Origin of the sequence: Leifsonia naganoensis (assembly GCF_013410615.1) — a bacterium.
GTDB classification, from domain to species: domain Bacteria; phylum Actinomycetota; class Actinomycetes; order Actinomycetales; family Microbacteriaceae; genus Leifsonia; species Leifsonia aquatica.
The window spans coordinates 4167776-4179969 of record NZ_JACCHJ010000001.1 but is presented as its reverse complement, the minus strand read 5'-3'; the positions used below and the strand labels follow the sequence as shown (position 1 = coordinate 4179969).

The following is a 12194-nucleotide window of genomic DNA, read 5'->3' as shown; positions in this document are numbered from 1 at the left end:
ACGTGTGAGCGGGTCGCCGGCGCGGACCCGTCACGTCAGCGTCTTCTGCCACGTCCCGGTGAGGGCGTGCGGGCGGAAGCCGAACGCGCGGTTGATCGCGATCATCGGCGTGTTCTCGTCGGCGTTCCAGGTCAGCAGCCGGTGGATGTGCGGGGCATGGAGGGCGAGCTCGTGGATGTTGTGGAGCTTGACCAGGGTCCCCAGCCGGTGCCCGCGGTGCGCCGACGCGACGAGCGTGTCGTACTGCTCGGCCTTCTCGCCGTCGGCCGGGACCGCGATCTCCGTGTAGGCGGCGAGGTCGCCCGAGCCGACGTGCTGGGCGACGGTCACGAGCAGCGGCTCGCCACGCGCGGAGAGCTCGCGCTCCTGCGCCCGCACCCGATCGCCGGTCCACTCCTCCCGGTCCAGCGCGATGCCGCTCTGCGGAACGTCGACCACCATGCGCTCCTTGAGGGCGGCGAACGCCTCCAACAGTTCGTCCGGCGCCGAGCCGAACCAGGAGACGACGCGGTAGCCGTCCGCGGTGGCGGCGGTGCTCGCGAGGGCGACCTCCCGCACCGGCGGCAGGGGCAGCTCGAGCTCGCTCGACCGCTCGATCTGGCCGAGCCGGTAGCCGTGACGCAGGGCGAAGCGCACGCCGGGGTCCTCGGCGGGGAGGCCGGCGGTGCCGACAGGGGCGTGCACCCAGGCGCCCTCCTCGGGCAGCGCGTGCACGGGATGCTCGGTGTAGGTGGTCACGACCGTGCGGCCGCCGTCCGCGGCCAGCTCCTCCCCGGCGGCGAGCAGGGCGGCTCCGATTCCGCGGCTCCGCAGGGCGGGCACCACGTCGACGAGCAGCGCGACGGTCTCGGCGTCCTCGTCGAGCGGGAAGTCGGCCTCCACCCGGCCGACGATCGCACCCTCCTCGACGGCGACCAGGATGATCTTCTCGTGGTACTCCTGCTCGCGGAGCGCAGCGAGCGCCTCCTCCGCCGTCTCGACGAAGTCGTCGTCGCCCCACAGCGCGTAGACGATGCCGTTCAGCACTCCGACGAGCTCCTCGAAGGCGGCCGACTCGGGGGTGCCGAGCCGGTCGGGAAGGGTCAGCCGATGGATCTCCAACCTGCACACCTCCCCCCACGGGCGCCCGGGGCGGCATCGCCGGGGCCGGAACTACTGAGCCTAATCCGGCCGGTGGCGCGGGGGAAGACCACGGGCCCGTTTGATTTCGATCGTGTAAATCCCGCTGTCCGACTTGGTTGCAAAAGCTTGCGCAGCATGTAGTCTCAGCACACATATTCGTGGTGCGACGTGGCAACTACGCCACGTTCGTGACGCATTTCACGTCGAGAGGCAGAAGATGTTACGAAAGAAAGTCACCATCGGTGCGGCCGTTGCAGCGTCGGTCGCGCTCCTCCTGGCTGGTTGCGCCAACCAGCCTTCGACCGGCGGATCGACCAGCAGCGGTTCCAAAGTCGACATCCCGGCGATCACCTCCATCGACACGCCCAAGGACGCGGTCCTCCCTGCCGGAGACGGCAAGGCGACCTGCCCCGCGGGCCTGACGATCGGCTACGTCGGAGCGGAGACGGGCCCGAACGCCCAGCTCGGCATCAACATCTACAACGGCATCCAGCTCGCCATCAACCAGCACAACGAGGCGAACAAGGACTGCCAGGTCGGCTTCAAGAAGTTCGACACCGAAGGCGACCCGAACAAGGCGACCGGCCCGGTCACCCAGGCCGTCAACGAGGCCGACATCGTCGGCGTCGTCGGCCTCCCGTTCTCGGGCGAGTCGAAGGCCACCGGCAACATCTTCGAGCAGCAGGGCCTGGTCCACATCACCCCGTCGGCCACCAACCCCGGCCTGACGGAGAACGGCTGGAAGACCTTCTTCCGCGGCCTCGGCAATGACGCCGTGCAGGGCCCGGCGGCGGCGAAGTTCCTCACCGACCAGCTCAAGGCCAAGAAGGTCTACCTGGTCCAGGACGACTCCGACTACGGCATCGGCCTGGGCACCCAGACCTCACAGGCACTGGGCGACGCGCTGGTCGGCACCGACAAGGTGACCACCGGCCAGAAGGACTTCTCGGCCGTGGTCTCGAAGATCCTGAACGCCAAGCCGGACGCCGTCTACTACGCCGGCTACTACGCCGAGGGCGCCCCGTTCGACCAGCAGCTGGTCAACAAGGGCTTCACCGGCACGTTCGTCGGCCCGGACGGTGTGAAGGACGACCAGTTCATCAAGCTGGCCGGCGACGCGTCGAGCAACGCGTACTTCACCTGCCCCTGCATCCCGGGTGAGCTCATCCCCGACTTCGAGTCCGCCTACAAGAAGCTCTCGGGCTCCGAGCCGGGCACTTACTCGATCGAGGGCTACGACGCCACCACCGTGCTGCTGGCCGGCATCGACAAGGGCAAGACGACCCGCGCCGACCTGGTCGACTGGGTGAAGAACTACGACGCCGACGGTCTGAGCAAGCACTACAAGTGGGACGACAAGGGCGAGCTCCAGGCCCCGACCGTCTACGGCTACAAGGTCGAGGGCGGAAAGATCGTGCCGATCGGCACCATCGGATAGCGCGACACCGTGAGGATGCCGCGGGCCACCGTGGCCCGCGGCATCCTTCGTCCCCACTGTCCGCTCCGATTGGGATCGACGGCGATCCCTTCACGATGGATCTGGATGCTTGAATGCTCGAAATGCTTGTCCTCCACCCGGTCATCGACAACTCCTGGATCAACTTCGACGTCCCCTCCCTCATACAGAACTTCTGGGGCGCCACGTTCGACGGCCTGACCTTCGGCGCCATCTACGGCCTGATCGCCGTCGGCTACACCCTCGTCTACGGCGTGCTGAACCTGATCAACTTCGCCCACTCCGAGGTCTTCATCGTCGGCGCCTACGGCGTCGTCATCACCCTCACCTCGCTCGGCTTCGGCCCGTCGATCCCGAACCTGTCGCTGCCGGCGATCGTCGGCGACCTCCTGCTCGCGCTGCTCGTCGGCATGCTCGCGTCGGCGGTCACGGCGTTCCTGCTCGAACGCATCGCGTACAGGCCGCTGCGAAAACGGAATGCGCCACGATTGGCGTTCCTGATCACCGCCATCGGCGCGTCGTTCGCCATCCAGTCGCTGATCTTCGTGATCCGCGGAGCGAACGCCGAGCCCGCGGTGACCATGTTCCGGCCGGTCGCCGTGTTCGACGTCTTCGGGACCATCATCAACAATCAGTCGCTCATCATCGTGATCGCGGCGGTCGTCCTGATGATCCTCACCGACATGTTCATCCGCAGGACCCGGACCGGCCGCGGCATCCGTGCCGTCGCGCAGGACCCGGACACCGCGACCCTCATGGGCGTGAACAAGGAGCGGATCATCGTGATCACGTTCGTGCTGGGCGGCATCCTCGCCGGTGCGGCGGCCCTCTTCTACGTGATGCTGGTGCCCTCCGGCGTGATCTACACGGGCGGCTTCGTGCTGGGCATCAAGGCGTTCGCGGCGGCGGTGCTGGGCGGCATCGGCAACGTGCGCGGCGCCCTTCTGGGTGGACTCCTGCTCGGATTGATCGGAAACTACGGACAGATCCTGCTGGGCGACTCGCAGTGGACCGACGTCATCGCCTTCGTGGTGCTGGTGCTGGTGCTGCTGATCAAGCCCACGGGCATCCTCGGTACCTCGCTGGGGAGGAGCAGAGCATGAGCACGTCAGACGGACCCCGGGTCCTCCCGGATGCGCGCAGCGCACAGGCGATCGACGCGGAGGAATCCCGCAAGAAGAAGGGCGGCCCGCTGCAGGGCTTCCGCGACCGATGGAACCGGCTTCCCCGCCCGATCCAATGGCTGTGGATGCTCATCGTGGTGGCGCTCGCCTTCGCGTTGCCCTACCTGAACTTCTTCCCCCTCACGACCGAGCCGGGCAACGACTGGGCGCTCGCCTGCTTCAGCATGGCGGTGTACGCGCTCATCGCGGTCGGCCTGAACGTCGTGGTCGGCTACGCCGGACTGCTCGACCTGGGCTACGTCGCGTTCTTCGCGGTCGGCTCGTACACGGCGGCCATGCTGACCAGCCCGGACTCGCCGTTCGTCAAGATCCCGTACCTGTGGACCATCCCGGTGGCCATGGTCGTCGCGATGATCTTCGGCGTCGTGCTCGGTGTGCCGACACTGCGTCTGCGCGGCGACTACCTCGCCATCGTGACGCTCGGCTTCGGTGAGATCGTGCGCATCCTCGCGACGATCATCCCGGCGCTGAAGGGGCAGGTCGGCTTCCAGAACGTCGGTCACCCGCCGGGGGAGACCGCGAACGGCGTGCCGATCTTCTCGAACTCGAACGGCATCCCCTGGTACTGGCTGACCCTGGTGATCATCATCATCGTGCTGCTGCTGGTCGGCAACATGGAGCGCAGCCGGGTGGGCCGCGCGTGGATCGCCATCCGCGAGGACGAGGACGCGGCCGAGATCATGGGCGTCCCCACCTTCAAGTACAAGGTGTGGGCGTTCGCGATCGGTGCGGCGGTCGGCGGTCTCTCCGGAGCCCTCTTCGCCGGTCAGGTCGGCTTCGTGAATAACCAGAAGTTCGACGTGCAGACCTCGATACTGTTCCTCGCCGCCGTGGTCCTCGGCGGCACGGGCAACAAGGTCGGCGCCCTGCTCGGCGGTGCGATCGTCGCGTACATCCCGCTGCGCTTCACCGCCATCGCGGACTACAAGTACCTGATCTTCGGCGTCGCCCTGGTAGTGCTGATGATCTTCCGTGCGAAGGGCCTCGTGCCCGCCAAGCAGCGTCTGCTCGCCTACGGGCGCAACGCGTACAAGTACCTGGTGAGCAAACCGACGCCACCGCCGACGACCGGGAGCACGCCCTCCTCGTCGCCCACACCGCCGGCGCCGCCCGCTCCGCCGAGCACGCCCGTCACGCCGAACGGAGGCGCATCATGACCGACGCCCGCGAAGAGCTCCCCGAGGGCGCCGACCCGGAGGCCCTCACCGACCTCGACGTCGATCTGGAGGTCGCGGCAGCGGCCGCGCCCGACCGCGAGATCGCGGTCGGGGTCGGCGACAAGCTCGTCGAGGTGAAGAACCTCACGGTGAAGTTCGGCGGCCTGACGGCCCTCGACGACGTGAGCTTCGACATCCGGCGCGGCGAGATCCTCGGTCTCATCGGCCCGAACGGTGCAGGCAAGACCACCTGCTTCAACGCGATGACCGGGGTCTACAAGCCCACCAGCGGCGACGTGCTGCTGGAGGGGACATCGATCAAGGGCCAGAAGCAGCACCAGATCACCCGGCTCGGCCTGGCGCGCACCTTCCAGAACATCCGCCTCTTCGGCGAGATGAGCGCGCTGGAGAACGTGGTCGTCGGTCTCGACGCACGGCACCGCACCAGCGTGCCGGGCGCCCTGATCCGCTCCCCGCGGCACATCCGGGAGGAGAAGTCCTCGATCGAGCGCGGCATGGCGCTGCTCGAGTTCGTCGGCATCGCCGACCTCGCGAGCACGGCCTCCCGGCAGCTGCCGTACGGCTACCAGCGCCGGCTGGAGATCGCCCGCGCCCTGGCGACCGACCCGAAGGTGCTCTGCCTCGACGAGCCGGCCGCCGGCTTCAACCCCGCGGAGAAGGAGGACCTGATGGACCTCATCCGCACGATCAGGGCCGACGGCTACACGGTGCTGCTGATCGAGCACGACATGCGCCTGGTGATGGGAGTCACCGACCGCATCGTCGTGCTCGAGTTCGGGCGCAAGCTGGCCGACGACGTTCCGACCGCGATCCGCAACGACCCGCGCGTGATCGCCGCCTACCTGGGGGAGCCCGAAGATGACGTTGCTTGAGCTGAAGAACGTGAGCGTCGCCTACGGACGCATCGAGGCCATCCACGACATGTCGTTCTCCGTGGAGGAGGGCGAGATCGTGAGCCTGATCGGTGCGAACGGCGCGGGCAAGTCGACCACGATGAAGACGATCTCGGGCATCCTGAACCCGTCGCAGGGCACCATCCACTTCGACGGCCAGGACATCACGAAGATGAAGGCGCACATCCGAGTGGTGCGCGGGATCTCGCAGGCGCCGGAGGGCCGGGGGATCTTCCCGGGCATGACGGTGATGGAGAACCTCGACATGGGGGCGTTCGGCCGCAAGGACCGCAGCGGGATGGCCGCCGACTTCGAGCGCGTCTTCGGGCTCTTCCCGCGGCTGGCCGAACGCAAGACGCAGGTCGGCGGCACGATGTCCGGCGGCGAGCAGCAGATGCTGGCGATCGGCCGCGCGCTCATGTCGAGCCCGAGACTGCTGCTGCTGGACGAGCCCTCGATGGGGCTGGCCCCGCAGTTCATCAAGCAGATCTTCACGATCATCTCCGAGATCAACCAGCAGGGGACCACCGTGCTGCTCGTGGAGCAGAACGCCAACCAGGCGCTCGCGCGGGCGAACCGGGCGTTCGTGCTCGAGACGGGCAGCATCACGCGGTCCGGAACGGGGCGCGAACTGCTCGCCGATCCTGCGATCAAAGAGGCGTACCTGGGCGTCGGCTGATGCCCGGGCGTGGGTCGCCGCGTGACCGCCCTCCGGCGGCTACCGCGGCGACTCACGCCGCACAGCGCGGCGCAGGCATGACCGTTACGGTAAATTCACCTGCGTGTATCTGAAGAGTCTGACGCTCAAGGGCTTCAAGTCGTTCGCGCAGCCGACGACGTTCGCCTTCGAGCCCGGCGTCACCTGCGTGGTGGGGCCGAACGGCTCCGGCAAGTCCAATGTCGTCGACGCTCTGGCGTGGGTGATGGGCGAGCAGGGCGCCAAGACGCTTCGTGGCGGCAAGATGGAGGACGTCATCTTCGCCGGCACCTCGACCCGCGGTCCTCTGGGGCGCGCGGAGGTGCAGCTCACCATCGACAACTCCGACGGCGCCCTGCCGATCGAGTACTCCGAGGTCACGATCTCGCGCACCCTCTTCCGCAACGGCGGCAGCGAGTACGCGATCAACGGCCAGTCCTGCCGCCTGCTCGATGTGCAGGAGCTGCTGAGCGACTCCGGTCTCGGGCGCGAGATGCACGTGATCGTGGGGCAGGGGCAACTCGACGCCGTCCTGCGGGCGAGCCCCGAGGAGCGCCGCGGCTTCATCGAGGAGGCGGCCGGCATCCTGAAGCACCGGCGCCGCAAGGAGAAGACGCTCCGCAAGCTCGACGCCATGCAGGCCAACCTGACACGTCTCAGTGACCTGGCGGGGGAGGTGCGCCGTCAGCTCAAGCCGCTCGGGCACCAGGCCGAGATCGCCCGCGAGGCGCAGACCATCGCCGCCGTGGTGCGGGATGCGCGCGCCCGCCTGCTGGCCGACGAGGTCGTCGGGCTCCGTCGCGTGCTCGACGTGCACACCCGCTCGGAGGCGGAGCGGCACACGGAGCAGATCGTGCTGCAGGAGCAGTTGGAGCAGAAGCAGCTGCGGCGCACCCGCCTCGAGCAGGCGCAGATCGGTGATGCCGTCGACGTCGCACGTAGCACGGCGTTCGCGCTCGAGTCGGTCCAGGACCGCCTCCGCTCGCTCTACACGCTCGCCACGCAGCGGCTCGCCCTGCTGGGCAGCCAGGCGGAGTCGACCGACGACGGGCCGCGCGTCAGCCCGCAGATGGTGCAGGACGCCCACGACGAGGCCGAGCGCCTGCGCGCGGTCGTCGCCGAGGCCGAGGCGGCTTGGGCGGCAGCGCAGACGGCGACCCGTGCAGCCCGCGAGCGCCTGGACGCCGTGGACGACGAGATCGCCGCCCAGAGCGCACTCGTCTCGCGGCACGACCTCGAGATCTCGAAGCTGACCGGCCAGGCCGATGCCGCCGCCCAGCGCCTGGCGGCGGTGCGTGGCGAGGTGCTCCGCCAGCAGAACGCCCTGGACGCCGCTGCCGAGCGTCTCGCGCAGGCGCAGCACGCCTTCGACCAGCGCGAGGCGGAGGCCGAGGAGTCCGACGCGGGGGAGAACTCCCTCGACGAGGCGTACGAACTCGCGCAGGCCGACGTGTTCGAAGCCGAGGGCGAGATCGAACGGCTGCGGGAGGAGCTGCACACACTGGAGCGCGAGCGCGACGCCCTCGCCGCGCGCACCGGCGCCCTCTCGCTCGCCCTCGACCAGAAGGACGGCTCGGCCGCGCTGGTCTCCGCCCGGCTCTCCGGCGTCCGCGGGCTCGTCGCCGAGCACATCCGCGTGCATCCCGGCTACGAGGCCGCCATCGCCGCGGCCCTCGGCTCCCTCTCCGACGCGGTACTGGCGGAGGATCGGGACGCGGCGTTCGAGGCGGTCGCCCACGCCGCAGGCGACGATCTCGGCCGGGTGGAGGTCGTGCTCGCCGAAGCGGTCGTACCCGACGTCGATCTCAGCGGAGTGGCCGGCGTCGTGCCGGCGCGCAGCGTCGTCGATGCGCCGCCCGGCGTGCTCGGCATCCTGGCGTTCACGGCCATCGCGGACGACCTCGACGCCGCTCGCGCCGCCGCGGACGAGTTCACCCGCCGCGACCTGGGCGGTCCGGTGACCCTGATCACCCGCAGCGGCGACGTCCTGACCCGTTACGTGCTGCGCGGCGGCTCCGGCGCCAAGCAGAGTCGCATCGAGCTCATCGCCGAGCGGGACGCCGCCGCCGACCGCCTGGGCGAGGTCACTTCCCTCATCGAGCGCGCCGGCTTCACCCTCGCCGAGCAGCGCGGCGTCCTCCAGGTCGCGAAGGAGCAGTCGCAGGCCGCCCTCGCCGCCCTCCGCGAGTTCGACGCGAAGCTCGCCGCCCGCACCGAGCAGCTCAACCGCGTGAAGGTGCAGCTGGAGGGCGCCCTCGCCGAGTCCGAGCGCCTCGGCCGAGCGCACGAGCAGGCCGCCGAGCGCGTCGCCGAGGCCGAGGCCGCCGCCGAGAGGGCGAAGGCCGAGCTCGAGACCGCCCGGTCGCGTCCCCGGCCCATCCTCGACGTCAGCGCGCGGGATGCGCTCTCGGCCGAGCTCGACGCCGCGCGCGAGGCGGAGGTCGAGTCCCGCCTGGGGGTCGAGACGGCGAAGGAGCGCGTCCGTGCCGAGCAGGCGCGCGGGGAGGCCCTGGCCCGTCAGCTGGAGGCCGAGCGCGCCGCCGCCGAAGAGGCCGCTCGACGCGCGGTGATCCGCCGCCGCCAGCTGGACGCCGCCCAGGGCGTCGTCGACGCGCTGCCCCCCGTGCTCGCCTCCGCCGACCGTTCGGTCGCACAGGCCCGGCTCGAGCTCGCGACCGCCGAGGCGGAGCGCGCCAGCCAGAACGAGGAGCTCGCGACCGTGCGCCGTGAGGAGAGCGCCCTGCGGGAACGGCTGCAGGGTGTGACCGAGAGCGTCCACGGGCTGGAGCTGCAGATCTACGAGAAGAAGCTGCACCTCTCCAGCCTGCTCGAGCGTGTCGGCAGTGAGCTCGGTCTCGTGGAGGACGTGCTGGTCGCCGAATACGGTCCGGAGGTCGGTATCCCGGTCGACCGCGACCGCGACGCGGGGCAGGAAGGCGACGGGGGCTCCGAGGAGGAGCAGCCGACGATCCCGTTCGTGCGCGAGCAGCAGCAGAAGCGCCTCGCGACCGCCGAGCGCAAGCTCGCCCAGCTCGGCCGGGTCAACCCGCTCGCGCTGGAGGAGTTCGCGGCCCTGGAGCAGCGCCACAAGTTCCTCACCGAGCAGCTGACCGACCTCACCAACACCCGTACCGACCTGCTGACCATCATCGAGGAGATCGACGAGAAGATGCAGACCATCTTCGAGTCCGCCTTCGCCGACACGAAGGAGGCGTTCGGGCGCGTGTTCCCGATCCTCTTCCCGGGCGGCACGGGCAGCATCGCGCTGACCGATCCCGACGACCTCCTCACCACGGGCATCGAGGTGTCGGTGAAGCCGGCCGGTAAGAAGATCGAGCGGCTCTCGCTGCTCTCCGGCGGTGAGCGGTCGCTGGCCGCCGTCGCCCTGCTGATCGCGATCTTCAAGGCCCGCCCCAGCCCGTTCTACATCATGGACGAGGTGGAGGCGGCGCTCGACGACGCCAACCTCGGCCGCCTGCTCACGATCTTCGAGGACCTGCGCGAGAGCAGCCAGCTCATCGTCATCACCCACCAGAAGCGCACCATGGAGATCGCGGACGCGCTCTACGGCGTCTCGATGCGCCAGGATGGGGTGTCGGCCGTCGTCGGCCAGCGCGTCGCGCAGGAGGCGGCGTCGTAACGAGGAGGGGGGACGCGATGCTGCGCCCGAAAGTCGTCCTGTGGTGGGGGATCGGTCTGACCGTCGCGTCGACCGTGCTGAACCTGGTGGTGCCCGCGATCGTCTACGGCGCCTGGTCCGGCGGGAGCGGTGCCAACGGCGTCGATCAGGGACTCGCCGTGACCGTCCAGACCGTGCTCCAGATCGTGACCGGCGCGATGCCGGTGCTCGGTCCGGCCCTGATCGCCGCGTCGATCGTCATGGCGTACCTGGACCGGCTGGCCGTGCGTTCTCCGCAGCACACGTTCCGGCTCGGCCAGGACGAGGGCCCGCGCGGTACCTCTCGCTGACGCGGCCGTCGCGTCCGTCAGAGGCCGATCGCGGCGAGCTTCCCGTCCAGCCCGTCGAGCGCCTCGCCCGCGCGCCGCTCGCAGCGCACGGCGGCCGCGTCGAGCCCGTGCTCGCGCAGGAACGTCGCGAGCAGCGTGTCATCGCGATGCGACCCGAGCGCATCCTGGACCGCCTCCGCCGCAGACGCCAGGCGCACGGCGTCGCGCCCGAGGTCGTCGGTCACGGCGTCCGCCGCGTAGCGCAGCCGGCGGGCGGCCTTGCGCGTCGCGTGCCGCTCGTCGAGGGACTCGCCGTGGGCGGCGTGGACGCGCTGCACGGCTTTCGCGAGGCCGTGTCGGGTGATCTTGCGCGGATGCTTCCGCCCGGTGGAGGTGAGGGGCGGGTCCGCGACGAACGCCTGGAGGTCGGCCAGCAGCCGGCGCTGCGCCCGGCCGCGCAGGTGCTCCAGCAATGCGGCCAGCTCGTGCCCGTGGTCGGCGCGTGCGCGCGCCGCCAGCGCCTCGACGCGGTCGATCACCGCCGGGTCGTCGTCCGCGCGGAGCAGGTCGTCCAGCGCGTCGGCCCTGACCTCCCGGTCGCGCACCTCGCCGAGTCGCGTCCCGAGCGTCTTCAGACGCCCGCGCAGCCGCCGGGTCTCCTCGGCGTCGAACGCCTTCCGGTAGACCGAGAGCACGCTGCGGAGGCGCCGGACGCGCGTCCGCGCCTGGTGCACGGCGTCCTCCCCGCCGGACTCGATCGCCACGAGCTGCTCGGCGAGCTCGGCCGACACCGCCACGAGGGAGAACATGGCCCCACGCTAGCAACTAGTCTGAGTGGCATGGCAGACCGCACCCCCTGGTCCTTGTCGGGCGCCCTCCGCGGGCTGTTCGCCAAGAAGACCATCGACGAGAACACCTGGGACGACCTGGAGGCGGCACTCATCACCGCCGACTTCGGGCCGGACGTGACCGAGGCGATCGTCGACGACCTCCGCGCCAAGGTGGAGCGCTATCACACCACCGACCCCGCCGACCTCCAGCGCATGCTGCGCGAGACGCTCGAGGAGCGGCTCTCCCGGCTCGACACCACCCTGAAGCTCAGCGAGCGCCCCGCGATCGTCCTGGTCGTCGGCGTGAACGGGGTCGGCAAGACCACCACCATCGGCAAATTCGCCAAGTTCCTGCGCACGTACGACCGCACGGTGGTCGTGGGTGCGGCCGACACCTTCCGCGCCGCCGCGGTCGAGCAGCTCGCCACCTGGGCGGAGCGCGCGGGCGCCTCCATCGTCCGGCCGCAGCAGCAGGGGCAGGACCCGGCCTCGGTCGCGTTCCAGACGGTCGAGAAGGCCAAGAACGACGGCACCGAGATCGTGATCATCGACACCGCCGGCCGCCTGCAGACCAAGGGCGGCCTGATGGACGAGCTCTCCAAGATCAAGCGCGTCGTCGAGAAGCAGGCGCCGATCTCGGAGGTGCTGCTCGTACTCGACGCCACGACGGGGCAGAACGGCCTCGCGCAGGCGGAGGCGTTCCTCGAGCACGCCGGGGTCACCGGCCTCGTGCTCACGAAGCTCGACGGCTCGGCCAAGGGCGGCTTCGTGCTCGCGGTGCAGGAGCGCACCGGGATCCCGATCAAGCTGGTCGGCCAGGGCGAGGGGATCAACGACCTCACCGGCTTCACCCCGCACGTCTTCGCGCAGCAGCTGGTCGGCTAGG

General features: G+C 69.9%; 10 protein-coding genes. 8 read left to right on the top strand and 2 right to left on the bottom strand.

Translation table 11 applies throughout. The features are described 5' to 3' along the window. Nucleotides 1–30: 30 nt before the first annotated feature. Nucleotides 31–1110, bottom strand: a complete 1080-nt coding sequence (locus tag HNR14_RS20095) for a GNAT family N-acetyltransferase (RefSeq protein WP_179702366.1) — start codon at nucleotides 1108–1110, stop codon at nucleotides 31–33. A 229-nt stretch (nucleotides 1111–1339) separates the two neighbouring features. Between HNR14_RS20095 and HNR14_RS20090 the strand changes: the two genes are divergently transcribed. The 7 genes from HNR14_RS20090 to HNR14_RS20060 all read left to right on the top strand — a co-directional run bounded on the left by HNR14_RS20090 (nucleotide 1340) and on the right by HNR14_RS20060 (nucleotide 10499). Further along, the gene (locus tag HNR14_RS20090; protein WP_021759829.1) at nucleotides 1340–2560 is read left to right on the top strand and encodes a branched-chain amino acid ABC transporter substrate-binding protein; all 1221 of its coding nucleotides are present in this window, start codon (nucleotides 1340–1342) and stop codon (nucleotides 2558–2560) included. 113 nt (nucleotides 2561–2673) lie between these two features. Then, nucleotides 2674–3681, top strand: a complete 1008-nt coding sequence (locus HNR14_RS20085; RefSeq protein WP_021759831.1) for a branched-chain amino acid ABC transporter permease — start codon at nucleotides 2674–2676, stop codon at nucleotides 3679–3681. Then, complete coding sequence (locus HNR14_RS20080; protein WP_179702365.1) at nucleotides 3678–4919, top strand: branched-chain amino acid ABC transporter permease; 1242 nt, start codon at nucleotides 3678–3680, stop codon at nucleotides 4917–4919. The genes HNR14_RS20085 and HNR14_RS20080 overlap by 4 nt, the downstream gene beginning before the upstream one ends. Further along, nucleotides 4916–5812: an ABC transporter ATP-binding protein gene (locus tag HNR14_RS20075; RefSeq protein WP_179702364.1), complete on the top strand. Its 897-nt coding sequence runs from the start codon at nucleotides 4916–4918 to the stop codon at nucleotides 5810–5812. The genes HNR14_RS20080 and HNR14_RS20075 overlap by 4 nt, the downstream gene beginning before the upstream one ends. After that, nucleotides 5799–6512: an ABC transporter ATP-binding protein gene (locus HNR14_RS20070; RefSeq protein ID WP_021759837.1), complete on the top strand. Its 714-nt coding sequence runs from the start codon at nucleotides 5799–5801 to the stop codon at nucleotides 6510–6512. Before HNR14_RS20075 ends, HNR14_RS20070 begins: the two co-directional genes overlap by 14 nt. A 103-nt stretch (nucleotides 6513–6615) precedes the next feature. After that, complete coding sequence (smc, locus tag HNR14_RS20065) at nucleotides 6616–10170, top strand: chromosome segregation protein SMC (protein ID WP_179702363.1); 3555 nt, start codon at nucleotides 6616–6618, stop codon at nucleotides 10168–10170. Nucleotides 10171–10187: 17 nt separating this feature from the next. Next, nucleotides 10188–10499: a hypothetical protein gene (locus HNR14_RS20060; RefSeq protein WP_179702362.1), complete on the top strand. Its 312-nt coding sequence runs from the start codon at nucleotides 10188–10190 to the stop codon at nucleotides 10497–10499. Between the two features lie 17 nt (nucleotides 10500–10516). On the opposite strand, the gene HNR14_RS20055 is transcribed toward HNR14_RS20060, so the two are convergent. Then, a complete protein-coding gene (locus tag HNR14_RS20055; protein ID WP_179702361.1) occupies nucleotides 10517–11287 on the bottom strand; it encodes a CHAD domain-containing protein in 771 nt (256 codons plus the stop codon). A gap of 30 nt (nucleotides 11288–11317) precedes the next feature. Here HNR14_RS20055 and ftsY point away from each other — a divergent pair, with 30 nt between their 5' ends. Beyond that, nucleotides 11318–12193, top strand: coding sequence for a signal recognition particle-docking protein FtsY (gene ftsY / locus HNR14_RS20050; protein WP_179702360.1), 876 nt, complete (start codon nucleotides 11318–11320; stop codon nucleotides 12191–12193). Nucleotide 12194: the final 1 nt, after the last annotated feature.